Below are 23,992 nucleotides of genomic sequence, written 5' to 3' on the forward strand. Positions count from 1 at the left end.
CGAAGCCACCAATGGCAAAACTCATTGCATTTGACCAGGAGGCCCGGGAGGGCATCCAGCGCGGCGTGGACACCCTCGCCGACGCGGTGAAGGTCACGCTCGGCCCGCGCGGCCGCAACGTGGTGCTGTCCAAGTCCTGGGGCGGCCCGACCGTGACCAACGACGGCGTGACCATCGCACGCGACATCGACCTCGAGGACCCCTTCGAGAACCTCGGTGCGCAGCTGGTGAAGTCCGTGGCCGTCAAGACGAACGACATCGCCGGCGACGGCACCACCACCGCTACCCTGCTCGCCCAGGCACTCGTCGCCGAGGGCTTGCGCAACGTGGCGGCCGGTGCCAACCCGATCGAGCTGAACAAGGGCATCGCCGCGGCGGCCGAGAAGGTCGTCGAGGAGCTGACCAACCGCGCGACCGAGGTGTCCTCCTCCGCGGAGATCGCCAACGTGGCCACCGTGTCCTCCCGCGACCCGGAGGTCGGCGAGATGGTCGCCGGTGCCATGGACAAGGTGGGCAAGGACGGCGTGCTCACCGTCGAGGAGTCCCAGTCCATCGAGTCGTACGTGGACCTGACCGAGGGCATCTCCTTTGACAAGGGCTTCCTGTCGCCCTACTTCATGACGGACCCGGACGCCGGCCAGGCCGTGCTCGACGGCGCGCGCGTCCTGCTCGTGCGCAACAAGATCTCCTCCCTGCCGGACTTCCTTCCGCTGCTCGAGCAGGTGGCCACCGAGTCGGTGCCGCTGCTCATCATCGCCGAGGACGTCGAGGGCGAGCCGCTGCAGACCCTCGTGGTCAACACCCTGCGCAAGGCGCTCAAGGTGGTGGCCGTGAAGTCGCCGTACTTCGGCGAGCGCCGCAAGGCCTTCATGGATGACCTGGCCGTGGTCACCGACGCCACCGTGATCGACCCAGAGGTGGGCGTGAGCCTGAAGGACGCCACGCTGGAGCACCTCGGTTCCGCGCGCCGCGTGACGGTGACCAAGGACGACACCGTGATCGTCGACGGCGCCGGGACCGCCGAGGCCGTGGAGGAGCGCCGCAACCAGATCCGCCGCGAGATCGAGGCCACCGACTCGACGTGGGACCGCGAGAAGATGGAGGAGCGCCTGGCCAAGCTCTCCGGCGGCGTCGCGGTGCTGCGCGTCGGGGCGGCCACCGAGACCGAGCTGAACGAGCGCAAGCTGCGCGTGGAGGACGCCATCAACGCCGCCCGCGCCGCCGCGCAGGAAGGCATCATCGCCGGCGGCGGTTCCGCGCTCGTGCAGATCGCACGCGAGCTCGAGGCGTTCGCCGATGGCTTCGAGGGCGAGCGCAAGACCGGCGTGCTCGCGGTGTCCCGCGCGCTGACCAAGCCGGCCTACTGGATCGCCCAGAACGCCGGCCTCGACGGCGCCGTGGTGGTGTCCAAGGTGGCCGAGATGAGCAACGGCGAGGGCTTCAACGCCGCCACGCTCGAGTACGGCAACCTGATCGAGCAGGGCATCATCGACCCGGTGAAGGTGACGCACTCTGCCGTGGTTAACGCCGCGTCCGTCGCCCGCATGGTGCTCACCACCGAAGCGTCCGTGGTGACCAAGCCGGCGGAAGAGGACGAGGAAGCGCACGGCCACGGCCACGCGCACTAGCGCGAGCCGCGCCTACAGCGCCAGCAACACCGTACGCAACAACGCACGCCCCGCCCACGCGGCCCGGATTTCGGGCTGGTGGGCGGGGCGTGTGCGTCGATAAGCAAAAAAGCTCTACTTGGCGGATACGGCGGCAACTTTCATCCCGCCGCGGGCGCCGCGCAGCGCCGCCTGGCGCTCGGACTCGCTCATGCCGCCCCAGATGCCGTACGGCTCGGCGACGCGCAGCGCGTGCTCGCGGCATTGGGAGAGCACCGGGCAGCTGAAGCAGATCGCCTTCGCGCGGTTCTCGCGCTGCGTGCGGGCCCGGCCCCGCTCGCCGTCCGGGTGGTAGAAGACCTCGGACGCTTCGCCCCGGCAGGCGCCTCTGAGTTGCCAATCCCAGAAATCGGCGTTCGGACCGGGAAGCAGGTGCGGCAGGGACATTAGTGTGGAGCTCCTTTGGTGTACCTCTCAAGCCTTCGCACGCGGCGCGAGCAACGTGCCGAGAGGCAGTGTCCACGCCGCGGGTGAACGGATGATGTACTGGCGGTAACGCGCACGTTGATCCGCCGTGAAACCTTGCGGAGAAGTGCGCCTTAGCTGGGAATTTGCCAAAGGTTACGCGCTGGTGAATTTCAGCGGAAGAAATCATGGCGCGGCGCGTGCGGGCCGGATGCTGGTAGAGCGGGGCCCGTGCGCGTAGGGTGGCCACTTGGCTCGGAGCATGGCCGGCGAAAGGAGAACCGTGGCTGAAACCGATGTCGACGGTGAGCTTCGCCGCCTCGTCCCCCTGGCGGCAGCCGGGGACCAGCGGGCTTTGCAGCAGGTGATCCGCCTCATCCACCCCCAGGTGCTGCGCTACACGCGTGCCCGCATCAGCGGCGGCCGCACCCCCACGGCGGAGGACGTGGCGCAGGAGGTGTGCCTCGCGGTGGCCACCTCCATCCACAAATTCCAGGACATGGGCAAGCCGTTCATGGCGTTCGTCTACGGCATCGCGTTCAACAAGGTCGCGGACGCGCACCGGGCGCTCTCTCGCGACCGGTTGCAGCCCACGGACGAGGTGCCGGACGCGGCGGCGGACGGCGTGTCGCCGGAGCAGTTCGCCCTGGAAAGCGACGAGAGTAACCAAATTCGCGCTTTGCTCGATCTACTAGGTGACAAGGCCCGAGATATCGTTGTACTGCGTGTTTTCGTGGGCCTTTCCGCGGAGGAGACAGCCGAGGCCGTGGGGTCCACCCCCGGGGCGGTGCGGGTTGCGCAACACCGCGCCTTGGCAAAATTGCGAGCAGCGCTAGAGGAACAGGGAACAGAGGAATGACACGCCGCGCCAATGAGCACAACCGCGACGACGCGACCGCGCAGTTTGCGCCGGTGGGCGCCGACGACGCGTTCCTCGACGCCCTCTCCCGCGGGGAGGACCCCACCGGCGGCGCCGACCCGCTCGCCGGGTTGCTGCTCGGCCTGCGCGCCGAGGTGGAGCGGCCGATGCCCGCCGCGCCGGACGTTTTGGGGGCACTGCTTGCCGACGCACCCGAAGCGCCCGCCTCCCTCGACGCCGCGCGCCAGCGCCGGGGCCGCCGCGGGGCCGCGGAGACTGGAGGCGCCGCAGCGCCCGGCACGTCGAGGAGGGCGATGAACCCGTGGGCGTCGGGCCTGATCGGCGCCGCGGCGGCCACCGCGCTCGTGGTCGGCTCTGGCGCCGCGCTCTACAACGCCACGCCCGGCTCCCCGCTGTGGGGCCCGGCGACCACCGTCTTCGGCGACCGCACCCGCGCCGTGGAACTTGCGTCGACGCTGCAGCAGATCCAGGTTGCCTCCCAGGAGGGCGACACGGAGCACCTCAACGCGCTGCTGGAGCAGGCGCGCTCGCTCGTCGACGCCATGAACCGGCCGGCGGGGAATGGGCGCGGTGCGGAGGATGCGTCGGAAAGCATGCGCAACTTGCCTACGGTGACGGTGACCGTGACTGCCGTCCCCGCGCAACCGGACCCGTCGCAGCCGAAGGACCCCGAGGCCGCAGTGACCACCGTGGTGGTGCCGGCGCTGGAGTCGCAGCCCGCGCCGTCGAGCCAGGCGCCCGCCCCGGCGTCGCAGTCCGCGCAACCGCCGCAGGAGGTCAAGCCGGCGCAGCCCCAGCAGCCGTCAGCCCCAGCACCGGCGCCGCAGCCGAGCGCCAAAACCCCTGCGTCGCAGCAGCCCGAGGGCGCCACGCCGCAGGTGGTGCAGCCTTCGCGCGAGCTCACCCCGCAGGTGCAATACGGCGGCCCGTCAGCCCCGGCTGCCGAAGAGGGTGCCGTGCCGCGCGTGGTGACGGGCTCGAGCAACTAGCCCGTCCGGCTCGGCCGGCTCGGCGCTAGCGGGCGTCCAACCCGTCCAAGTAGCCCATCGCGTAATCCCAAGGCACGTACGCGTCCACGTTCGGGTCGGCGCTCGGCTCGTGCACCGGCGGCAGCTCCCCGCGCAGGGAGGCGAGCATGTTCTGCTCCATAATCTCCCAGTCGTAGTAGTGCAGCTCCTGGCAGTCCTCGCACTGGAAGTAGATGCCGAGGATGCCGCGCGGGCGCAGGCGACGCATGCAGTCGCGCACATAAGCCAAGTCCTGGGTCACCTCGGCGCGTTCCCGGTCGGAGAGCGGCTCCACAACCTCGTCATCGTCGATGAACGATGCCGGGTCGTTCGGGTCGTCCGCGAACGGGTCGAGGGGCATCATGTCGTCGTAATTCACGCCCCCAAGCCTAGTAGGCCGCCCTGACACGGCCACCACGCGGGCGTTTGCGGGGGCGCGCGCGGCGTTTGGCCCGCCTACCTCCGCAAAGGCGCCGCGGCTGCGCCCGCGTAATATCATGGGGCAAAGCTATCGGCGGATGATCCGGCGCAATCGTCGTGGGCAACCACGCGGGAGAGGAGACACTAGATCCATGGCAAACGAGCGAGTTCTCACGGGCGGGGATGATCCGGACAAGGTGGCGCTGCGCGGCCTCACGTTCGACGACGTGCTCCTGCTCCCCGCCGAGTCCCACATCGTGCCGTCCGAGGTGAGCACCTCCACCAAGCTGACCCGCAACATCACCCTGGGCATCCCGATCGCCTCGGCCGCGATGGACACCGTCACCGAGTCCCGCATGGCCATCGCCATGGCCCGCCAGGGCGGCATCGGCGTACTCCACCGCAACCTCTCCGCCCAAGAGCAGGCGGAGCAGGTGGACATTGTGAAGCGCTCGGAGTCCGGCATGGTCACCGACCCGGTCACCGCGTCGCCGGAGATGACGCTCGCCGAGGTTGACGCGCTGTGCGCCCGCTTCCGCATTTCCGGCCTGCCGGTGGTGGACGCGGACGGTCGCCTGGTGGGCATCATCACCAACCGCGACATGCGCTTCGAGCCGGACTTCGACCGCAAGGTTGCCGAGGTCATGACCCCCATGCCGCTCGTCGTCGCCGAGGAGGGCGTGAGCAAGGACGAGGCGCTGCGGCTGCTTTCCGCGAACAAGGTGGAGAAGCTGCCGATCGTGACGTCGGACGGCAAGCTCGCGGGCCTGATCACGGTGAAGGACTTTGTCAAGAGCGAGCAGTACCCCAACGCGTCCAAGGACGATGCTGGCCGGCTGCTGGTCGCGGCGGGCGTCGGCACGGGCGACGACTCGTACGACCGCGCCGGGCTGCTCGTCGAGGCGGGTGTCAACGCCCTGGTGGTCGACTCCGCACACGCGCACAACAACCGCGTGCTGGAGATGGTGGCGCGCGTGAAGAAGGACTTCGGCGACCGCGTCGACGTTATCGGCGGCAACCTGGCCACACGCACCGCGGCGCAGGCGATGATCGACGCCGGCGCGGACGCGATCAAGGTGGGCATCGGCCCGGGCTCCATCTGCACCACCCGCGTAGTGGCGGGCGTGGGCGCCCCGCAAATTACCGCGATCCTCGAGGCGGCCGTGCCGGCGAAGCAGGCCGGGGTGCCCATCATCGCGGACGGCGGCATGCAGCACTCCGGCGACGTGGCGAAGGCGCTGGCCGCCGGCGCGTCGTCCGTGATGCTCGGCTCGATGCTCGCGGGCACCGCGGAGGCCCCGGGCGAGATCGTGGTTGTGGGCGGCAAGCAGTACAAGCGCTACCGCGGCATGGGGTCCATGGGCGCGATGCAGGGCCGAGGCCTGACGGGCGAGAAGCGCTCCTTCTCCAAGGACCGCTACTTCCAGGCGGACGTGGCCAGCGAGGACAAGCTCGTGCCGGAGGGCATCGAGGGGCGCGTGCCGTACCGCGGCGAGATCGACGCGATCACGCACCAGATCGTCGGCGGCCTGCGCGCCGCGATGGGCTACACCGGCTCCGCGTCGGTTGAGGAGCTGCAGACGAAGAAGTTTGTGCAGATCACCGCCGCCGGCCTGCGCGAGAGCCACCCGCACGACATCACGCAGACTGTCGAAGCGCCGAACTACCGCGGTTAGGAGGGGATTCGATTATGCGCGACTACGTCGAAATTGGAATCGGGCGCGAGGCACGCCGGGCTTATTCGCTTGACGACGTCTCCCTGGTACCCACCCGCCGCACCCGCTCGTCGAAGGACGTCGACACCACGTGGCACGTGGACGCCTACACCTTCGACTCGCCGATCCTCTCTCACCCCACCGACGCGCTGGCCAGCCCCGAGTTCATCATCGAGATGGGCAAGCAGGGCGGTCTCGGCGTGATCGACGCGGAGGGGCTGTGGGGCCGCTGCGCATCGCTGGAAGACGCGATCGCCGAGGTGACCGGCACCGCGCAGTACCCGGAGGAGATGAATTCGCGGAAGGCCATTCTCGAGTTCGAGGCGTCGAAGACGCGGGCGGTGGAGGTGCTGCAGCGCCTCCACGCCAAGCCGTTGGATACCGACCTGCTCGCCGAGCGGATCAGCCAGGTGCGCGATTCCGGTGTGACCGTGGCGGTGCGCGTGAGCCCGCAGAACGCGCGCGAGCTTGCGCCCGTGGTGATCGCGGCCGGCGCGGAGCTGCTCTTCATTCAGGGCAACCTTGTTTCCGCGGAGCACGTGCAGCAGGGCGGTGAGCCGCTCAACCTGAAGGAATTCGTTGGCTCGCTCGAGGTTCCGGTGATCGCCGGCGGCGTCTTCGATTACTCCATGGCCACGCACCTCATGCGCGCTGGCGTGGCCGGTGTGATCGTCGGTGCAGGTGAAGCCGCGTCCGATTCGGGCGTCGGTGTGCCGTTGGCCACCGCGATTGCGGACGTTGCCGCGGCGCGACGCGACTATCTGGATGAGACCGAGGGCCGCTTCGTGCACATCGTCGCCGACGTGGCCACCTACGACGACAGCGAGCTGGCCACCGCTCTCGCTTGCGGTGCCGATGCGGTGATGGTGGGGCGTCTCCTAGCAAAGGCCCAAGAAGCGGCCGGCGGTGGTTCCTACTGGGAGCCGCAGGCTGCGCACCCGCGCCACCCCCGCGGCGGCGTGTACGTGAACTTCGCGGAAACCCAGTACCCCCTCGAGGTGGTTCTCCACGGCCCGTCGAACGACCCGTGGGGTGGGTTGAACTTGGTGGGCGGCCTGCGCCGGACGATGGCAAAGTGCGGGTACACCAACGTCAAGGAGTTCCAAAAAGTCCAGCTCACGGTGCGTCCGTCCCTGTAAACGCTCGCTTAATGAAAATGCCCTGTGGAATTCGATCAGAAATTCCACAGGGCATTTTTCCTGCCCTTTACGATTCGGATATTTTGCCTTAACGTCCCCGGCATGACTCCATTCGAATCAATGCTCCGCGGCACAACCATCGATGCACTTGAAGGGTACGACAGAGGGCAAGCCCTGGCCGCTGGTTTCTCGTCCGCCAAGGTCAAAGATTGGGCCTTGCTTCACGACGTATACTTTGGGCCGACCCAGGCAGTCAAACAGCAGGCCACCGCGGTTCGGCTCGCGCGGGAGGCGGCGTTCACGTTTGATCAGCTGGTGATGATCGAGCGGGCGCTCAAGCGCATCCGCCGCTCCCGGACGCGTATGAAGCTCCGGCTGCGGCTCTTACGACAAAAGCGCAACTACCGCACCCTGTCCGCACTGGTGCGAGAGCTGGTGCCGAAACCGGCGCGGAAGCCCGTGAAGCGGGTCGCCTTCTCGAAATCGCGCGACGGGCTGCGGACGGTGACGGCCACCGCCGACGAACGCGACGTGGCGGACCTAGAGCACCACCTGAACCAGGGGATCGATCCCGAGCAACCTGCGGGGCCGCAGCTTGTTGAGAACCTGCTCTCACTGATGCGGGGCGAGGGCGGCGGGGTCGCCCGGGCCGTGCCACGTCCGATGATCCTGGTCCCGCTGCCGGAGTACGTGCGCATCCTCGACGGCGAAGGCGACGACGTGGTCCTCGGCCTCACCGACGCCACCACAATGACCGGCGCCGAGTTCCTGCAAGCTAACTATGGCGAGCAGCTCGAGGTCGCAGCCTTCCACCCGCAGGCGGGCCCGGTGAACCTCTACCGGACCGAGCGCCTGGCTAACCGCAAGCAGCGGAACTTGGCCCGCGCCGCGATGCCGGTGTGCCCGTTCCCGGGCTGCCGGCAGGGTGCGGACCTGTGCGAAATCCACCACATCGAGGCGTGGAGTCGCGGCGGCGAGACGAACCTGGCCAACCTGTCTCCGCTGTGCCGGTACCACAACCGGGTCAACGACGATGACCCCGGGCGCGCCCGCCGCGGACGCATCGAGAACGTCGCCGGGATCCCAACGTGGTGCTCCCCGGGCGGGTACGCGGTGGCGAATCCCTACCACCCGTTCGCGGCGATGCGAACCTTGTTTCCCCAGTAGTTGCCCGCATCGGCTGACGGCGGAAGCGCGCTCGGGCGGGTAGCGCTGATCGGCTACTATCTAGGCCCGTGACTACTCCGCAGATTCGCCCTGTTCTCGTTGTCGATTTTGGCGCCCAGTACGCCCAGTTGATCGCCCGCCGCGTGCGCGAGGCCAACGTGTACTCCGAGGTTGTGCCCTCCACCATCACCGCGGCCGAGCTGAAGGCCAAGGACCCGGTGGCGCTGGTGCTCTCCGGCGGGCCGTCGTCGGTCTACGCAGACGGTGCGCCGCACCTCGACCCGGAAGTATTTGAGCTCGGTCTGCCGATCTTCGGCATCTGCTACGGATTCCAGTTGATGACGCAGGCGTTGGGTGGCACCGTCGCCGAGACGGGCGCGCGCGAGTACGGCCGCACGCCGATGCGCGTTGACGGAGGTGTGCTGCACGCGGGCCTGAGCGAGGAGCACCCGGTGTGGATGTCCCACGGTGACTCGGTCACGGCCGCGCCGGAGGGGTTCACTGTCACGGCGTCCACGCCGGGCGCCCCGGTGGCCGCGTTCGAGTGCCCGGAGCGCGGGTTCGCGGGCGTGCAGTACCACCCCGAGGTGATGCACTCCCCGCACGGCCAGCAGGTGCTCACCCGCTTCCTCACGGAGATCGCTGGGCTGGAGCAGAACTGGACCGCGTCGAACATCGCCGAGCAGCTCATTGACCAGGTCCGCGAGCAGGTGGGCGAGGGGCGCGCCATTTGCGGCCTGTCCGGCGGCGTGGACTCCGCGGTGGCGGCCGCGCTGGTGCAGCGCGCTATCGGCGACCGTCTCACCTGCGTGTTCGTCGACCACGGTCTGCTGCGCCAGGGTGAGCGCGAGCAGGTGGAGACCGACTTCGTGGCCGCCACCGGCGCGAAGCTGGTGACGGTGGACGAGCGCGCCGCGTTCCTGGACAAGCTCGCCGGGGTCACCGAGCCGGAGGCGAAACGCAAGGCGATCGGCGCGGAGTTTATCCGCTCCTTCGAGCGCGCGGTGGCGGACGTTTTGTCTGACCAGGGTGTCGACTTCTTGGTGCAGGGCACGCTGTACCCGGACGTGGTCGAGTCGGGTGGCGGCACGGGCACCGCGAACATCAAGAGCCACCACAACGTCGGCGGCCTGCCTGACGACGTTGAGTTCACGCTCGTCGAGCCGCTGCGCCTCCTGTTCAAGGACGAGGTGCGCGCGGTGGGCCGTGAGCTCGGCCTTCCCGAGGTCATCGTGAACCGGCAACCCTTCCCGGGCCCGGGTCTGGGCATTCGCATCATCGGCGAGGTGACCCAGGAGCGCCTCGACACCCTGCGGGCCGCCGACGCTATCGCGCGCGAGGAGCTGACCAAGGCCGGCCTCGACGAGCAAATTTGGCAGTGCCCGGTGGTCCTGCTCGCGGACGTGCGCTCCGTGGGTGTGCAGGGCGACGGCCGCACCTACGGCCACCCCATCGTGCTGCGGCCGGTCGCGTCGGAGGACGCCATGACCGCTGACTGGGTGCGCGTGCCTTACGACGTCCTCGAGTCCATCTCCACCCGCATCACCAACGAGGTCCCGGATGTCAACCGCGTGGTGCTCGATGTGACCTCGAAGCCGCCGGCCACCATCGAGTGGGAGTAGCGCGCACGCGCACCGCGTGACCCGCGGCCCCGGACGCCCCGGACGCCCCGAACACGTTTACACCGCGCCTGCCTGCACCAGCAGGGAGTGCGCGGTTTTGTCCGTCTCCTGCAGCATGAGCGGGTCGGTGCCGGGCATCGGGGAGATGGTGGTGTCGGCCCACTGATCGCCGGTGGGGATGCCCGTAATGTGCAGGTGGGCATCCAACGAGCCGTCTGGGTGCACCGTGCGGCGGGTGTTCGCGTCCGTCTCGGGTGAGCCGGTGGCAACGCCGCCTGGGGAGAAGGGGCGGACGCGGCCGGCGTCGATGAGCGAGCGGCTGACCGGGTCGGCGGCCCGGCGGATGTCGGGGGCCGGGAGAAAGGCGTCCGCGAGCGCGGCGGCGTGGGCGGTGCGGCTGTGGCTGGCGGCGCGGTATCGCAGCGAATTGACAGTGACGTGGGGTTCGGGGCCGAGGAAAGTGACTAGGCCGGCGTCGTACAGCGCGAGCAGCTCGCGGGTGCGGAACAGCGGCGGGCCGGAGCCGACCATCTGCCCGAACGCCATGTATTGGCCCAGTGCCGCCTCGCGCGCGCCGCGGCCGTTCTGGGTGGCGACGGCGACCGGCTTCCGCCCGGCAGAAATGGCCCACAAACCGGCCTTGACCGGCGAATCCCACGCGGCGACCGCCTCCGTGATGTCGGCGACCATGCCGTCCGTGATCCGCGTCCCGAGGTCCTCGATGCTCAGCGCATGCGTCCCGGCGAGGGGGTCCACCCAGTGCGCCATGTTGAACGGCTCGCTGGTCAGGCCGTCGAGCACCCCGCTCAGCGCGCGGGCGACGGGGATGATGTCGTCGCTGTTCGCGGCCGCCCCGAGGTCGGCGGCATCGATCGCGGCGAGCACCTCTTCAAGGGGAGCTCGGAGCGAGTCCGGGCGCACCCGGGCGAGCGTGCGGTAGTACTCGGCGTAGGCGTCGCGCGCGAGCGCCGGCCACAGGTCGCGGCCGAAGGACAGCGCCCCGCTCCCGTCGACTGCGGCGTGGGCGCTGATCGCCGCGCGCAGCCGGCTCAGGTTGGCCTTCGGCGGCAGCGAGTGGTACTCGGATTTGGGCAGGTAGGGATAGCCGCGGCCCGAGGTCAGCACAAAGTGGGGCTCGCTTCCCGACGCCTCGTAGCGCAAACCGGATCGTCGCGAAGCGTCCTCCACGAAGCGGCCGCCCCGGTCGATGGTGGTCAGCGCCATGAGGTCGAAAAAGCCCATACCCATCCCGCGCACCAGGACGCGCTCGCCGGCGCCGAGGCGCGCCACGTCCTGCTCGACGGGGTTTCCCGCGCCAATGTAGGTCAGCCCGGACCCGGCGAAGGCGCGCTGCTCCTCGGTTGCGGCGGGTAGCACCCAGCCGGAGGCTAGGACGGCGGCGTCGGTGTGGATGGTGGTGGTGCCGGTTGCGTCGACAAGCGAAATGGCCCCGCCCGCGAACCGGGTGGCGCGCGCCGCGTGCTCGACCACCTCCACCGACGCCGGCAGCTGCGCGAGCGCGACCCGCCACACCCAGCGCAGGTACTCGCCGTAGAGGGCGCGCGAGGGGTTCGATTCGGGGCGCGTCGCGGCGATCTCGGCATCGAACTGGGGGAGGGCGGCGGGCTGGTGGGCGTCGAAAAGCGAGCGCTTCGGCCCGCTGACCGCCTCCCGATCGCCTCGCACGAGCTGGATCCACTCATACATGGTGGGCCCCTCCAGGACGGGCGCGCCCACGGTTGCGCCCGGCTCGGTGAAGAGCGTGACGGCGCCGGCCAGCGTGTTCATGCACAGCGTGTGGGTTTGCGCGGTGTCCCAAACGCGGCCGGCGCCGACTTGGGCGCTATCCACGATGTGCAGGGTGAGCGCGGGGCTGGTGCCGCGCAGGTACGCGGCGATGCGCTCCGTGATGGAGATTCCCCGCGGGCCTCCGCCGATGATCGCGATCGATGCTGCCACGAGTCCGCTCCTCCCTACGGCCGGGTGACTGTCGTGTCGCCCAGGTTGTTGCTCACGTGCAGCTCCAGCAGCTCGCCCGGCGCGTCGGCGTTGATCACGCCGCTGGGGCAGTCCACGCTGCCCATGTTGCTGGAGCAGCTCACCTTCACTTTGGCGTTCTCGGGGAGGGTGATCCGGATGTCGCCAAGGTTGTTGGAGACCTCGATGGTGCGCGGCTGGTCCAGGGCGGGCAGCTCGCTCAGGTCCAGGCTGATGTCACCGAGGCTGCTGTCCACGTCGTCCAAGCCCTCCTCGCTGGTGGGGGCGAGCGAGATGTCGCCGGCGTTGCTGCTCGCGCCCCCATCCGCCGCGCCGTCGGAGCCGGCAGTGCTCAGGACGGCGGCCGTGAGCGCCGCGATGCCGACGCCGATGGGGATCCACACCCACTTCTGGCTCGCCTTCGGCGCAGGCCGCGCGGGCTCGGCAGGGCCGGGATCCGGCAGGTGCCACAGTTCCGGCGCGGCGCCCAGCGGGTCCCACGCCGGCGGGGTGGCGGTGCCGACGCCCGGGTGCGGGTAGCCCTCGGGCGGGGTGAGGTGGGAGGTGTCCACGGCGGCGTCGTCAGGCAATGCCCCTTGCGAGGGCAGCAACCCTGCGGGCGGTTGCGGCACGCTGCGGTGGGCGAGGTACCACGCGCCGAACAGCACGATCGCGGTGACCACCACGGCGCGCAGGTCGCCCGCGTACGACACGGAGGGGAAGAAAACAACCAGGCCCAGCACCAGCCACCAGCCGGCGGAGCGTTCCTTGCGCTCGATGGGTGTGAGCTGGTCTTTCGGTGTAGCGATGGCGCGGCCGGGGCTGACCGTCATGCCGAAGCGCGGCATGTTCATCCAGCACAGCAGGTACGCGAAGATGCCGCCGCCGAACGCCAGCCCGAGCACGACGAACATGATGCGCACCAGCACGGGGTCGATGCGGTAGCGGGCGCCGATGCCCTCGCACACGCCGCCGAGGAGGGCGTTGCCGCCCTGGTCCTTCGGGATGCGCGGCGGCCGCGTGTCCCACATCTGCCGCACGGTGGTTTGGAAGTCGTTGGGTGTGTCCATGCCCCCATTTTCCCGCCGCGGGCGCGGGCCCACCATCCGGAATCCCCCTGATTTGTGAAAACCAGGGTTTCCCCGGATCCGTCGGCCGGGCCCGCGTGGGAGAATCGCCACCATGCCCGCTTACTCTCCGGCCGCGCGGCCGCCGCTCACGCCGCGTTTCACCCGCGTGCGCGAGGGGCGGGTGGTTGCGGGTGTCGCCGCCGGGCTTTCGGAGCATTTGCTTGTCGACGTCCGCTACATACGCCTCTTCTTCACCCTCGCCTCCCTGGCGGGTGGGTTGGGGGGACTGCTCTACCTTGCGGTGTGGGTGATGACGCCGCTGGCGCCCGGCGGCGCGGCACCGGTGGGCGCGGCCTGGCCGCGCCGGGTGGACTACCTCTTGGCGGCCATCGCCTCCGCGGCCTCGCTGGCCACGTTGCAGGTGGCGGACGGCGGGGGTTCCGCGGTTACGGCGGTGTTGGGCCTGGTGGCGGTGGGTGCGGTGCTGGCGCTGCAGGCGTACGACCGCGGCCGGGGTGGTGGGTGGACGACGGCGGCGCTGGCGGCCGGCATCGCCCTGATTTTCGGCGGGGTGATCGCGCTCGCGGTGATGGGCGATGCCGCGGGCACCGGCGGGGTGGTCGCCGCGGTGGCGGCCACGTTTTTCGGCGTGGGCGTGGTGGTGGTGCCGGTGATCGCGCGCCTGGCCCGCTCGCTGGTGCAGGAGCGCGAGGAGAAGGCCGCGGCGGATCAGCGCGCGGAGATTGCGTCGCGCCTGCACGATTCGGTGCTGCAGACCCTCGCCCTGATACAGAAGCGCGCCGGCGACCCGGAGGAGGTGGCGCGGCTGGCGCGCGGCCAGGAGCGCGAACTGCGCGCCTGGCTGTTCGACTCCGCCGAGAAGGCGGCCGAAACCACCGACGCCGTGCCCACCGTCTTCGCCGCGCTGGGGCGGGCCGCGGGGGAGGTGGAGGACCTCTTCGGCGTGGTGGTCAGCCTGGTCACGGTGGGCGGGGAGTGCGGCTTCGACGCCGCCACGGAGCCCGTGGTCCTCGCGGCGCGAGAGGCGATGGTCAACGCGGCCACCCACGCCGGCGTGGAGCGCGTCGACGTGTACGCGGAGTACCTCGCCGGCGAGCTAGCCGTGTTCGTGCGCGACCGCGGCGTCGGCTTCGACCCGGCCGCGGTGCCGGCCGACCGCCACGGCGTGCGCGACTCGATCACCGGGCGCATGGAACGCGCGGGCGGCGCGGCGCGCGTCACCTCGGCGCCGGGCGAGGGCACGGAGGTGGAGCTGACCCTGCGGGTGGGCGAGCCGTTACGCTGAAGCGCATGATCCGCGTCTTCTTGGTTGATGATCACTCTGTGTTCCGCGCCGGGGTGCGCGCCGAGCTGGCGGCGGCGGGCGCAGGTGCCGGCGCGGGCACTGCGATCGAGGTGGTGGGCGAGGCCGGCACCGTGGCGGAGGCGGTGGCGGGGATCGCCCGGACCCGCCCGGACGTGGTGCTCTTGGATGTGCACATGCCAGACGGGGGAGGTCTGGGGGTGATGCGGGGTGTTTTGGAGGGGGCGTCGACAAGCGCGAAGTTCCTGGCGCTGAGCGTCTCGGACGCGGCGGAGGACGTGATTTCCCTGATCCGCGCCGGCGCCCGCGGGTACGTGACCAAGTCCATCAGCGGGCCGGAGCTGGCGGAGGCGGTCGAGCGCGTGCACGGCGGGGGCGCCTACTTTTCCCCGCGGCTGGCCGGCCTCGTGCTCGACGCGTTCGCGTCCGGCGGCGCGGGGGAAGACCCGGCGGGGGGCGCCCCGACGCGGCGGGAGCTGGAGGTGTTGCGGCTCCTCGCGCGCGGATACACGTACAAGGAGATCGGCCAGCAGCTGTTCATCTCGGTGAAGACGGTGGAGACGCACGCGTCGAACATCCTGCGCAAAACGCAGACGTCCAACCGGCACCAGCTCACGCGCTGGGCCGCGGACCGCGCGCTGGATTAGGCGTACGCGAGGCGCCGCGAGCCGTCCACGTGCGGGAACAGCACCCACGCCGCGCCGAACACGGCCGCGAAGGTGAGCAGCGCGCCCCACACCGGCCAGTCCGCGAGCGGCGCGAGCATGAGGATCAGCCACCACGCCATGAGGGGGAGGAGCATGCTTATCGACGGCACCGTCGCCACGTTCTTTTCCCGCGCAAACGCCCGCATGCGCTGGCGGTACGGGTGCGCCAGCACCACGGCGAGGGCGGCGGCGACGCACACGAGCGCCACCGCCACCTTCGGCCCGGCGCCGAGGCGGGACACCATCGCCGCGACCGAGCCCGCCGCGCCGAGCGAGCCGACGAGGCGCACAAGCGGCGGGGTGGGGATGGGCGTGACGCGGCTGCGTGCCTCTGCGGCGGCCGCGGTGTACGGCGCGGTGAACGGCGCGGTGAACATGGCGGGGACGTTACCAGCCGGCTGCGCGCGGCGGCCAGCGCCCGCCCGCTATAGAAAACATGTTCGACCTTTACGGTTGCCCGCGTCGGGCGCGCCCGGCATACTGATCGGCGTGAGTGGAACACCTATTCGGGTACTCGCGGAGCTCCCCGGGGAGGCTGCGGGAGTACGGGAAACGGCAGTGCAGGGCGGTCGCGCCGCGCAGATTGCCGAGCTTCGCGCCAAGATGGCGGCGCTCGGCGGCGAGGTGGCGCGCCCCGTGGTCGAGGGCGATGGGGTGTTGGCCGTGGGCGGGCCTTTATCGCACGTGCTGCCGAACGGCGGGCTGCCCCGCGGTGCCGTCACGCACTGTAGCGACACTCCGGCGCTAGTGGTGGAAATCATCGACCAGGTCGCCGCAGCCGGCGGGTACGCGGGTGTGGTGGGCTGGCCGGAGCTCTCGTACGCGGGTGTGGGGCGCGACGGGCTGGAGCGGGTCATCGCCGTGCCCGAGCCAGGCATCGAGGACATCGCGGTGGCGGGCGTGCTGGCCGAGGGGCTCGACTTGGTGGTGATGCGCACCCGCGCGCCGCTGGAGCTGACCCCGGTGCGGGCGCGGCCGCTGCTGGCGCGCCTGCGCAAGGGCAGCGCGGCGCTCCTTGCCGTCAACACCACCGTGCCCTCGCCGGCGCTCAGCGTCACCGGCACCATCACCGCCTTCCACGGCATCGGGGAAGGGCTGGGGCGTATCGCCGGGATCGACATCCGGGTGCGCGCCGAGCGCAAGGGGGCGCGGCCGGCCAGCGCCACGCTCACCCTGGGTGCCGCCCCCGAGCGGCCGCGGCTGCGGGCGGTGACGTAAACCTCATGCGCGTGGCTGCACTCTGGTTCCCGGACTGGCCGGTGCAGGCGGCGAAGCTGGAGTTCGACGACGAGCTGGCCGAGCCCATCGCCATTGCCGCCCAGCACCGCGTGAAGGTGTGCTCGCAAGAAGCGCGGCGCGCCGGGATCCGCCGCGGGATGCGAGTGCGCAACGCCCAGGCCGCCGCCCCGGAGCTCACCGTCATCGAGGACAACCCGGACCGGGACGGCCGTCTCTTCGCCTCGCTGGCCGCCAGTTTGGACGACGTCGCCGCCTCGGTCGAGGTGCTGCGCCCGGGCCTGGTCATCGCCGACGTAGAGGCGGCCGCGCGCTTCCACGGAAGCGAGGACACGGCGCTCGAGATGCTGGTCGACGCCGCGTCGAGGCGCGGCATCGACGCCTTCGCGGGCGCCGCCGATGAGATCGCCACCGCCGCTATCGCCGCGCGCACCTCCCGCGTCGTGCCGCCGGGCGGATCCGCGCAGTTCCTCGCCGGCCACCCGCTGCGCGTGCTCACCGCGGAGCCCGCGCTGGCCGCGGACGCGGAGACGGTGACCACCCTGGGCCAGCTCGGCGTTGCCACCCTCGGCGATCTGGCGGCCATCCCGCCGGCAGCGGTGACCACGCGCTTCGGCGCGGCCGGCATGCACCTGCACCGCATCGCATCCGCGGCACCCGACCGCCGCGTGGCTCCCGAGCTGCCGGCCGCGGACTTGGCCGTGGCGATCACCCCGGAGGATCCGATCGAGCGCGTCGACGCGGCCGCCTTCGCGGCGCGGGCGCTGGCAGCGGGGCTGCACGAGCGTCTCAAAGCAACCGGGCGCAATTGCCTGCGGCTGAAGGTGGTGGCCGAGCTGGACGGCGGTACCCGGGTCGAGCGGGTGTGGCGCACCCGCGAGGCGCTCACCGAGGCCGGAACCGCCGACCGTGTGCGCTGGCAGTTGGACGGCTGGCTCACCGCGCAGCGCACCGCCGGCGCGGACGGCGCCGCCGCGATCACCTCCCTCATCCTCGAGCCGCTGGAGCTCAGCGAGCCGGACCCGGTGGGGGAGCTGTGGGCCGACGGTTCCTCCACCGACGGAGCGCGCCGCGTCATCGAGCGCGTCCAGTCGCAGCTCGGCATCGACGCGGTGCTCCAGCCCCGCTTCGTCGGCGGCCGTGGGGTGGCCGAGCGCATCCGCCTTGTGCCCTTCGGCGAGGCGGCACCGGCGCCAGCGGAGCACGCGTGGCCGGGCGCGGTGCCGGCCCCGCTCCCGGCCCGGCTCGGCGGGGGCATCGACCACCCCGCCTCGCGCATCGTGCTGATCAGCGCGACCGGCACCCCCGTGGCCGTCACGGCCGAAGCCCTCCTGAGCGCCAAGCCCTACGCGCTCGCCTGGGGCGACACGAAGTACCTGGTCACGGGGTGGGCCGGGCCGTGGCCGGTGGACGGGGGCTGGTGGGGCTCGGCCGCCAACCACAACCGCGCCGCCCGGCTGCAGGTGGTGGGCCACCCCGGCGGGCGGGAGGCGGAGGTAACGGGCTGGCTGCTGGTGTGGACGCGCCGCAGTTGGCGCGTGGAGGCGGTGTACTAAGGCCGGTTTACAAAGGGCGGTGCACTAAGCCTGCAGGATATCCACCACGAGGCGCTTCGGATCCTGCAGCACCTGCACCGAGTACGGCGTCTCGGAGCGCAGACCCACCACCACCTGGCTGCGGCCCTCGTGGGTGCCGCCGTGCACCACGTCAACGATGTTGCCGGTGTTGCCCGCAGACTCCACCGGCACCTCGGAATCCAGGCCCAGCTCGAAGGGGTAGACGGTGCCGTCGACGTTGATGCTCAAGAAGGCGTTGCCGCTCACCGGCAGGGCCTTGCCCACCGTCGCGCGCATTGGCGTGGGCGTGTAATCCACAAACCAGCCAGGTTCGCCATCGCCGACTAGGTCCAGCACCACGCGGTCGAAGCCCTCGTGGTTGCCCACGCGCACCCCGGCCACCGCGAGCTGCGCCGGCTCGGAGGGTCGCTGCGTCTTGGCGGCTGCGTCGGCGGTGCCGAGCGGCCGCAGCGCCGTGCTCGACCCGCCCGATCCGCCCGACACACCCGACACACCCGATACGGACGCCATCACCGGTGCGCCGGCACCGTCCGCGCCCGCGTCGCACCCCGCGACGCCGAGCGCCACAAGGGCGGCGGCGGCCGCGGCGCGGCTGCGGGCATTTCGATTCAACACCCGCCTCACGTTATCCACCCGCCCCGCCCGCACCAAACCTTCGGGCGCGAAACCGCAAATGGTTACCAAACTGTTAGACCAGCCGCCGCCTCGGCGCGGGCAGTTACTATGTAAGGCATGACTAACCCCGCCGACGTGTTCTGCTCCGATGCCCAGGCCGAGCCGCTGCCCGGGACCGCGAAGACGGGCTCCACGTACGTCCTTCTCGAGTGGCCGGGCCCGTGGAGCCGGGACGTGCTTGACGGGGACACGCTCGGCGCGGAGCTGAGCGCGAAGCTGAAGGCGCACCTGGCCCAGTACAACGCCACGCTGCTGCTCATCCGCCACTCCAGCCGTGAGCGCCGCGACATCCCGGACCACCACGTCTACCTCGTCTTCGCCGACGAGGCGGTCACGGAGGTACTGCACGTGGACGGCCCGGGAGCGGTGCTCGATCTCGACCTCTCTGGCCCGGGCAACAACGGGGCGCAGCGCCGCGACACGCCGCTGGTCCTGGTGTGCACGCACGGCAAGCGTGACCGCTGCTGCGCGGTGAAGGGCCGCTCGCTGGTGCGCGAGCTCGAGCGCAGCGACGACGTGGTGTGGGAGACCTCCCACATCAAGGGCCACCGCTTCGCGCCGACGATGCTGCTCATGCCGTGGGCGTACAGCTTCGGGCGCATGTCGCAGGCCGCCGCGGGCGCGATGATCGACCACGCCCTGGCCGGCCGGTATTTCGTCCCCGGCAACCGCGGCCGGGGCACGCTGCCCCCGCCGGCCCAGGTCGCGGAGATTGCGGTGGCGGCGGAGCTGTCGCGCGCCGGGGAGGAGGTTGCTATCGGGCAGTTGCTTGTCGACGCACCCGACACAGCAGACGACACCGCAACCGTCACCGTCCGGTCGGGCGAGCGCGCCTACACCGTGTCGCTGCGCCGCCGCGAGGTGGACGGCGTGGTTGCCTCGTGCGGTCAGGCGCCGAAGCGGGAGAAGGTGTGGGTGGCGGAGGGCGTGGAGCCGGGCGTCGAGTAGCAATGCCCCCTGCTACATGTAGGTGGGCAGCACCTCCGCCACCGAACCGATGACGCGGTCTGTGGCCGCGCGCACCTCGGCGGGGGAGTGGGGGAAGCTGTGGGAGACGTCGGCGATCGCGTGCATCGGCAGGTCGTTCCAGGAATCGCCGAAGGTGTAGAGCTCCACCCCGCCGCGGTCGATGCCGAGGGCCGCCAGCAGCTCGAGGATACCGGCGCCCTTGCTGCGCCCCGGCGCCATAATGTCTACGTAGGTGTGGTTCTGCGCCACGGTGACATCGCCCAGCCCACGCGCCCACGCGACCGCTTCGGCGCGCAGGGCCGCATCACGCGGGATCCACAGCGGCACCACGGCGAAGCGGTGCAGTGGGATGTCGGCGCGGGTCATGGGCGTGAAGTGGCCGGTGAGGCTGGACGTTGCGCCCGTGTTGTCGGCGAAGACGCCGTCCACGTCGCCGTCGGTGGTGGCGAAAACCGCCGCGCCGTCCCGGTGCTCGTATTCGTCCACGGCGGCCTCGAGCACCGCGGGGTCGAGCGGGTAGGAGAAGATGGGGTCTGGCCGCCCGGTAGCGGCGGCGGCGACGGCACCGTTGGAGAGCACCAGGTAGTCGAAGGCGTCCGCCGGCCCGCCGAGGCCGTGGGTCAGGGCGGTGCCGGATCGCCCGGTGGCGCAAACGGCGAGATGCCCGGCGTTGCGCCAGGCATCGATGGCCGCGAAGGAGGGGCGGTCGAACGCTGCTCCAGGCCCGCGGCCGGGGAAGTGGAGCGTGCCGTCGAAGTCGAACGCCGCTATTTTCACCGGCGCATAACCTTCTTGGACAGCCAGTTGCCCAAGAATTGCGCCAGCTGCACGATGACCACGATTACGATCACCGCGGCCCAGGTGACCTGCGGCTCGAACTGGCGGTAGCCGTAGACGATGGCGAAGTCTCCAAGACCGCCGCCGCCGATGTAGCCCGCCATGGCGGACATGTCGATCACGGCGATGAAGATGAAGGTGTAGCCCAGGATCAGCGGGCCGAGCGCCTCCGGCAGGATCACGGTGCGGATGATGCGCCACGGGCCGGCGCCCATGGAGCGCGCCGCCTCGATCACGCCCGGGTCGATGGCCACCAGGTTCTGCTCCACGATGCGCGCCACGGTGAAGGTGGCCGAGAAGCACATCACGAAGGTGGCCGCCCCGCGCCCGATTGTCGTGCCCACCACGGCGAGCGTGATCGGGTACAGCATCGCGATCATGATGATGAACGGGATCGGGCGGAAGAAGTTCACCGCCACGTTGATCAGGGTGTACACCGCGCGGTTCTGCAGGATGCCGCCCGGGCGGGTGGTGTAGAGAAACACGCCGAGCACGAGGCCGAAGAAGCCGCCCACCACCATTGTGATGGCCACCATCCACAGCGTGTCGCCGATCGCGCTGGCGAAGGTGGGGCCGAGGCGGTCCCAATTCGCCTCCGCGAGGATGAACTGGTTCACGGTGCTGGTCGTCACGGTGCTCGTCATCGCGCGATCTCCTCGATGTCAGTGGTGCGCTGCAGGGTGGACAGGAATTCGTCGATGGCGGCGTCGTCGCCAGTGAGGCGCACCGTCATCTTGCCAAAGGAGTGCTGCTGCAGCGTGGTGATGCCGGCGTGCACCGGCTGGACCGACACGCCCTTGCGCCGCGCCGCCTCGGCCGCGCCGAAGAAACCCGAGTTCTCCTTCAGGTCGACGGTGAAGAGGCGGCCCGGGGCGGCGTCGAGCAGCTCGCGCGCCTCCACCTCGTTCGGGGTGTTGCGCAGGCTGGTGGACACGAAGCGCTTCGCCACGTGGGTCTGCGGGTTGGAGAACACGTCGTAGACGGAGCCGTACTCCACCACGCGGCCGTTCTCCATCACGGCGACCTTGTCGGCGATGGCGCGGATCACGTCCATCTCGTGCGTGATCACCACGATGGTGATGCCGAACTCCTCGTTCACGCGACGCAGCAGGCCCAAGACCTCCTCGGTGGTCTCGGGGTCGAGCGCGGAGGTGGCTTCGTCGGCAAGCAAAAGCGACGGGTTGGTGGCCAGCGCGCGCGCAATGCCCACGCGCTGCTTCTGCCCGCCGGAGAGCTGCTCCGGGTAGTTCTTGCCGCGTTCCGCCAGGCCCACGAAGTCGAGCAGCTCGGCCACGCGCGCCTGGCGCTCGGCCTTGCCCATGCCCGCCAGCTGCAGCGGGTACTCGATGTTGCCCTCGGCGGTGCGCGAGGAAAGCAGGTTGAACTGCTGGAAGATCATGCCGATGTTGCGGCGGATGCCGCGCAGGTCCTTCTCGGGGAGGCCGACGACATCGGTGCCGTCGAGAAGCAATTGCCCCGAAGTCGCGGTGTCGAGGCCGTTGATGAGCCGCACGAGCGTGGACTTGCCGGCACCCGAGTAGCCGATCACGCCGAGGATCTCCCCGGGTTCGACGGTCAGCGTCACGCCGTCGACCGCTTTGACTTCGCGGCCGCCCGTGCGGAAGACCTTGCTCACGTCCCGGAATTCCACCCGGGTGCCGGTCTGAGACATTTTAGCTGTATTCCTTCACAAGCTTGTCCAGGATGGCGTTCAGCTCGTCTGCGGAGCGCTCAACCTGCACGGCGGTGCCGTTGGAGTCCTCGTCGAGCGCGCGGGTGACCTCGTCGGAGTGCCAGATCTCCACGAGCTTCTTGTACGTCTCGTTGTCCAGGTCCTCGCCGTGGACGGTGAAGACGTTGATGTACGGCTCGGCGAGCTCGGAGTTCGGGTCGTCGGCCGCGACCGAGCTGGCCGGGTCGATGCCGGCGCGCGAGAGCCAGTTGTTGTTGATCACCGCGGGGCGGCCCTCGTTGTAGGCGTTCGGCGTCTGCGCGGCGTCCACCGGCACGACGGTCACCTTGGACTTGGCGGCGTCGATGTCGGCGGGGGTCGGCGTGAGCGTCGGCGCGCCGTCCTTCAGCGTGACCAGGCCGGCCTGGACGAGCACGTTGATGGCGCGGCCCTGGTTGGACGGGTCGTTGGGGATGGCCACCTCGGCGCCGTCGATGCCGTTGAGGGAGTCGTGGCCCTTCCAGAACAGGCCGAGGATGTTGATCTCGCCGGAGCCGATGATGCGCAGGTCCTTGCCCGCGGACGCGTTGTACTGGGCCTGGTAGTTGATGGTCTGGAACTTGGAAATCTCGATCTGCCCCTCGTCCAGCGCCGGGTTGACGGTGGGGTACTCGGAGAACTTCACGATGTCCAGGTGGATGCCCTCTTCCTCCGCCTTGTCGGCGAAGGCGGTCCAGGCCTGCTGGTCAGCGTCGGTGGTGCCGATCTTCACGGTCACCGTGTCGGAGCTGTTGCTTGTCGACGACTCCCCAGAGGAGCACGCCGCCGCCCCCGAGACCGCGATCAGCCCTGCCGCGACGGCCGCGGCGATACGTTGTGCGCGCATAGTGGTGCGTTTCCTTTACTTCTGCTTCTACTTCTGGTTCTACTTCTGGTTCTGCTCGAGGCGGGCGAGGATGTCGTTGAGCTCGTTCGCCGGGCGCTCGACCTCCACGGCGGTGCCGCGGGAGTCCTTCTGCACGGCCTCGGCCACCTTCGCGTCGTGCCACAGCTCGGCGAGCTTGACATAGGTCGGGTTGTCCTGGTCCTCGGCGCGGGAGGCGAAGATGTTGATGTACGGCTCGCCCTGCTCGGAGGCCGGGTCGTCCTGGAAGATGGCCTCGGAGGGCTCGATGCCCGCGCGGTCCAGCCAGGAGTTGTTGATGATGGCCGGGCGGCCCTCGTTGTAGGCGGACGGGGTCTGGGAGGCGTCCACCGGCACGACGGTGACCTTGGACTTGGCCGCGTCGATGTCGGCCGGGGCCGGGGCGAGCGGGTCCGCGCCGTCCTTCAGGGTGACCAGGCCGGCCTGGACCAGCACGTTGATGGCGCGGCCCTGGTTGGAGTCGTCGTTGGGGATGGCGATTTCCTTGCCCTCGATGCCGTCGAGGGAGGTGTGGTCCTTCCAGAACAGCGCCAGCGGGTAGATCTCGGTGGAGCCGACAACCTTGAGGTCGTTGCCGGAGGTGGCGTTGTACTTGGCCAGGTAGAGGATGTGCTGGAACTTGTTCAGGTCGATCTCGCCCTGGGCCAGCGCCTCGTTGACCGGCGGGTAGTCGGAGAACTGGACGATGTCCAGGTCGATGCCGTTTTCCGCGGCGAGGTCGGAGAAGACGGACCACGCCTCCTGGTCCGCGTCGGTGGTGCCGATGCGGACGGTGACGTTGCCGTTTTCGCCGGCGGCGTTGTCCTCGGACTCGTTGGAGCAGGCGGTGAGGCCGGTGAAGGCCAGCGTGGCCGCCGCGGCTGCCGCGATGAAACGTTGTGCGCGCATGGGGGTCTCCTTATGCTGCGGAAAAATTGATGACGCGCACGAATCTAGCACCCCGCATACCGCTTAGTCTATTTTCGCGCCGCGGCGCTAACAGAGCTGTCTGTCGCACCCGC

Annotated in this window: 23 protein-coding genes; 12 read left to right on the forward strand and 11 right to left on the reverse strand. The window is 70.2% G+C overall.

Translation table 11 applies throughout. The annotated features are described in order from the left end of the window. Window positions 1-11: 11 nt before the first annotated feature. Window positions 12-1,628 (forward strand): chaperonin GroEL, encoded by a 1,617-nt coding sequence (gene groL / locus BN4252_RS09025; RefSeq protein ID WP_066529684.1) that lies wholly within the window; start codon window positions 12-14, stop codon window positions 1,626-1,628. A gap of 114 nt (window positions 1,629-1,742) precedes the next feature. Here groL and BN4252_RS09030 read toward each other — a convergent pair whose 3' ends face one another. Further along, window positions 1,743-2,054, reverse strand: coding sequence for a WhiB family transcriptional regulator (locus BN4252_RS09030; RefSeq protein ID WP_066529686.1), 312 nt, complete (start codon window positions 2,052-2,054; stop codon window positions 1,743-1,745). A 301-nt stretch (window positions 2,055-2,355) separates the two neighbouring features. Here BN4252_RS09030 and BN4252_RS09035 point away from each other — a divergent pair, with 301 nt between their 5' ends. Then, window positions 2,356-2,931 (forward strand): sigma-70 family RNA polymerase sigma factor, encoded by a 576-nt coding sequence (locus tag BN4252_RS09035; protein ID WP_230208618.1) that lies wholly within the window; start codon window positions 2,356-2,358, stop codon window positions 2,929-2,931. After that, window positions 2,928-3,941: a hypothetical protein gene (locus BN4252_RS09040; RefSeq protein WP_066529692.1), complete on the forward strand. Its 1,014-nt coding sequence runs from the start codon at window positions 2,928-2,930 to the stop codon at window positions 3,939-3,941. The genes BN4252_RS09035 and BN4252_RS09040 overlap by 4 nt, the downstream gene beginning before the upstream one ends. Before the next feature lie 25 nt (window positions 3,942-3,966). On the opposite strand, the gene BN4252_RS09045 is transcribed toward BN4252_RS09040, so the two are convergent. Then, the gene (locus BN4252_RS09045) at window positions 3,967-4,323 is read right to left on the reverse strand and encodes a DUF5319 domain-containing protein (RefSeq protein WP_187370954.1); all 357 of its coding nucleotides are present in this window, start codon (window positions 4,321-4,323) and stop codon (window positions 3,967-3,969) included. A 208-nt stretch (window positions 4,324-4,531) separates the two neighbouring features. On the opposite strand from BN4252_RS09045, the gene guaB reads away from it, so the two are divergent. The 4 genes from guaB to guaA all read left to right on the forward strand — a co-directional run bounded on the left by guaB (window position 4,532) and on the right by guaA (window position 10,022). Next, window positions 4,532-6,055, forward strand: coding sequence for an IMP dehydrogenase (guaB, locus tag BN4252_RS09050; RefSeq protein WP_066529700.1), 1,524 nt, complete (start codon window positions 4,532-4,534; stop codon window positions 6,053-6,055). A 14-nt stretch (window positions 6,056-6,069) separates the two neighbouring features. After that, the gene (locus BN4252_RS09055) at window positions 6,070-7,233 is read left to right on the forward strand and encodes a GuaB3 family IMP dehydrogenase-related protein (protein WP_066529703.1); all 1,164 of its coding nucleotides are present in this window, start codon (window positions 6,070-6,072) and stop codon (window positions 7,231-7,233) included. Window positions 7,234-7,335: 102 nt separating this feature from the next. Further along, complete coding sequence (locus BN4252_RS09060) at window positions 7,336-8,400, forward strand: HNH endonuclease signature motif containing protein (protein ID WP_078056920.1); 1,065 nt, start codon at window positions 7,336-7,338, stop codon at window positions 8,398-8,400. Window positions 8,401-8,468: 68 nt separating this feature from the next. Then, on the forward strand, window positions 8,469-10,022 hold the full coding sequence (gene guaA / locus BN4252_RS09065; protein ID WP_066529708.1) for a glutamine-hydrolyzing GMP synthase: 1,554 nt from the start codon (window positions 8,469-8,471) through the stop codon (window positions 10,020-10,022). Window positions 10,023-10,079: 57 nt separating this feature from the next. On the opposite strand, the gene BN4252_RS09070 is transcribed toward guaA, so the two are convergent. Both BN4252_RS09070 and BN4252_RS09075 read right to left on the reverse strand, forming a co-directional pair. Then, entirely contained in the window at window positions 10,080-11,981 is a 1,902-nt protein-coding gene (locus tag BN4252_RS09070; RefSeq protein ID WP_066529716.1) for an FAD/NAD(P)-binding protein, read from the reverse strand. Window positions 11,982-11,995: 14 nt separating this feature from the next. Next, window positions 11,996-13,069, reverse strand: a complete 1,074-nt coding sequence (locus BN4252_RS09075) for a PspC domain-containing protein (RefSeq protein ID WP_066529719.1) — start codon at window positions 13,067-13,069, stop codon at window positions 11,996-11,998. Window positions 13,070-13,181: 112 nt separating this feature from the next. On the opposite strand from BN4252_RS09075, the gene BN4252_RS09080 reads away from it, so the two are divergent. Both BN4252_RS09080 and BN4252_RS09085 read left to right on the forward strand, forming a co-directional pair. Beyond that, window positions 13,182-14,375: an ATP-binding protein gene (locus tag BN4252_RS09080; RefSeq protein WP_066529722.1), complete on the forward strand. Its 1,194-nt coding sequence runs from the start codon at window positions 13,182-13,184 to the stop codon at window positions 14,373-14,375. 5 nt (window positions 14,376-14,380) lie between these two features. Continuing rightward, window positions 14,381-15,040 carry a response regulator transcription factor gene (locus BN4252_RS09085; RefSeq protein ID WP_066529725.1) on the forward strand — a complete coding sequence of 220 codons (660 nt, stop codon included), beginning with the start codon at window positions 14,381-14,383 and terminating at the stop codon, window positions 15,038-15,040. On the opposite strand, the gene BN4252_RS09090 is transcribed toward BN4252_RS09085, so the two are convergent. After that, complete coding sequence (locus tag BN4252_RS09090) at window positions 15,037-15,477, reverse strand: hypothetical protein (RefSeq protein ID WP_187370945.1); 441 nt, start codon at window positions 15,475-15,477, stop codon at window positions 15,037-15,039. The two genes, BN4252_RS09085 and BN4252_RS09090, sit on opposite strands and share 4 nt — an antisense overlap. 112 nt (window positions 15,478-15,589) lie before the next feature. Here BN4252_RS09090 and BN4252_RS09095 point away from each other — a divergent pair, with 112 nt between their 5' ends. Both BN4252_RS09095 and BN4252_RS09100 read left to right on the forward strand, forming a co-directional pair. Beyond that, entirely contained in the window at window positions 15,590-16,318 is a 729-nt protein-coding gene (locus BN4252_RS09095) for a hypothetical protein (protein WP_143341194.1), read from the forward strand. Between the two features lie 5 nt (window positions 16,319-16,323). Beyond that, complete coding sequence (locus BN4252_RS09100) at window positions 16,324-17,892, forward strand: Y-family DNA polymerase (RefSeq protein WP_066529734.1); 1,569 nt, start codon at window positions 16,324-16,326, stop codon at window positions 17,890-17,892. 24 nt (window positions 17,893-17,916) lie between these two features. Here BN4252_RS09100 and BN4252_RS09105 read toward each other — a convergent pair whose 3' ends face one another. Continuing rightward, complete coding sequence (locus tag BN4252_RS09105) at window positions 17,917-18,528, reverse strand: AMIN-like domain-containing (lipo)protein (RefSeq protein ID WP_066529738.1); 612 nt, start codon at window positions 18,526-18,528, stop codon at window positions 17,917-17,919. Between the two features lie 117 nt (window positions 18,529-18,645). Here BN4252_RS09105 and BN4252_RS09110 point away from each other — a divergent pair, with 117 nt between their 5' ends. Further along, a complete protein-coding gene (locus BN4252_RS09110; RefSeq protein WP_066529744.1) occupies window positions 18,646-19,536 on the forward strand; it encodes a sucrase ferredoxin in 891 nt (296 codons plus the stop codon). A gap of 12 nt (window positions 19,537-19,548) precedes the next feature. Here BN4252_RS09110 and BN4252_RS09115 read toward each other — a convergent pair whose 3' ends face one another. Genes BN4252_RS09115 through BN4252_RS09135 form a run of 5 tightly spaced genes read right to left on the reverse strand, consistent with a single transcriptional unit; the run spans window position 19,549 to window position 23,879 of the window. Continuing rightward, window positions 19,549-20,334, reverse strand: a complete 786-nt coding sequence (locus BN4252_RS09115) for an HAD family hydrolase (RefSeq protein WP_066529747.1) — start codon at window positions 20,332-20,334, stop codon at window positions 19,549-19,551. Next, window positions 20,331-21,011, reverse strand: coding sequence for a methionine ABC transporter permease (locus BN4252_RS09120; RefSeq protein ID WP_066530844.1), 681 nt, complete (start codon window positions 21,009-21,011; stop codon window positions 20,331-20,333). The genes BN4252_RS09115 and BN4252_RS09120 overlap by 4 nt, the downstream gene beginning before the upstream one ends. 23 nt (window positions 21,012-21,034) lie before the next feature. After that, window positions 21,035-22,066 carry a methionine ABC transporter ATP-binding protein gene (locus tag BN4252_RS09125; RefSeq protein ID WP_066529752.1) on the reverse strand — a complete coding sequence of 344 codons (1,032 nt, stop codon included), beginning with the start codon at window positions 22,064-22,066 and terminating at the stop codon, window positions 21,035-21,037. Window position 22,067: 1 nt separating this feature from the next. Further along, window positions 22,068-22,952, reverse strand: a complete 885-nt coding sequence (locus BN4252_RS09130) for a MetQ/NlpA family ABC transporter substrate-binding protein (RefSeq protein WP_066529755.1) — start codon at window positions 22,950-22,952, stop codon at window positions 22,068-22,070. A gap of 39 nt (window positions 22,953-22,991) precedes the next feature. Further along, the gene (locus tag BN4252_RS09135) at window positions 22,992-23,879 is read right to left on the reverse strand and encodes a MetQ/NlpA family ABC transporter substrate-binding protein (RefSeq protein ID WP_066529756.1); all 888 of its coding nucleotides are present in this window, start codon (window positions 23,877-23,879) and stop codon (window positions 22,992-22,994) included. Window positions 23,880-23,992 lie beyond the last annotated feature (113 nt).

This window comes from Corynebacterium bouchesdurhonense (assembly GCF_900078305.2).
GTDB lineage: Bacteria > Actinomycetota > Actinomycetes > Mycobacteriales > Mycobacteriaceae > Corynebacterium > Corynebacterium bouchesdurhonense.

Coding starts and splice junctions, on each gene's coding strand:
- groL (WP_066529684.1), top strand. CDS start 12: ATGGCAAAACTCATTGCATTTGACCAGGAGGCCCGGGAGGGCATCCAG.
- BN4252_RS09030 (WP_066529686.1), bottom strand. CDS start 2,054: ATGTCCCTGCCGCACCTGCTTCCCGGTCCGAACGCCGATTTCTGGGAT.
- BN4252_RS09040 (WP_066529692.1), top strand. CDS start 2,928: ATGACACGCCGCGCCAATGAGCACAACCGCGACGACGCGACCGCGCAG.
- BN4252_RS09045 (WP_187370954.1), bottom strand. CDS start 4,323: ATGATGCCCCTCGACCCGTTCGCGGACGACCCGAACGACCCGGCATCG.
- guaB (WP_066529700.1), top strand. CDS start 4,532: ATGGCAAACGAGCGAGTTCTCACGGGCGGGGATGATCCGGACAAGGTG.
- BN4252_RS09055 (WP_066529703.1), top strand. CDS start 6,070: ATGCGCGACTACGTCGAAATTGGAATCGGGCGCGAGGCACGCCGGGCT.
- BN4252_RS09060 (WP_078056920.1), top strand. CDS start 7,336: ATGACTCCATTCGAATCAATGCTCCGCGGCACAACCATCGATGCACTT.
- BN4252_RS09075 (WP_066529719.1), bottom strand. CDS start 13,069: ATGGACACACCCAACGACTTCCAAACCACCGTGCGGCAGATGTGGGAC.
- BN4252_RS09080 (WP_066529722.1), top strand. CDS start 13,182: ATGCCCGCTTACTCTCCGGCCGCGCGGCCGCCGCTCACGCCGCGTTTC.
- BN4252_RS09085 (WP_066529725.1), top strand. CDS start 14,381: ATGATCCGCGTCTTCTTGGTTGATGATCACTCTGTGTTCCGCGCCGGG.
- BN4252_RS09090 (WP_187370945.1), bottom strand. CDS start 15,477: ATGTTCACCGCGCCGTTCACCGCGCCGTACACCGCGGCCGCCGCAGAG.
- BN4252_RS09100 (WP_066529734.1), top strand. CDS start 16,324: ATGCGCGTGGCTGCACTCTGGTTCCCGGACTGGCCGGTGCAGGCGGCG.
- BN4252_RS09110 (WP_066529744.1), top strand. CDS start 18,646: ATGACTAACCCCGCCGACGTGTTCTGCTCCGATGCCCAGGCCGAGCCG.
- BN4252_RS09125 (WP_066529752.1), bottom strand. CDS start 22,066: ATGTCTCAGACCGGCACCCGGGTGGAATTCCGGGACGTGAGCAAGGTC.
- BN4252_RS09130 (WP_066529755.1), bottom strand. CDS start 22,952: ATGCGCGCACAACGTATCGCCGCGGCCGTCGCGGCAGGGCTGATCGCG.
- BN4252_RS09135 (WP_066529756.1), bottom strand. CDS start 23,879: ATGCGCGCACAACGTTTCATCGCGGCAGCCGCGGCGGCCACGCTGGCC.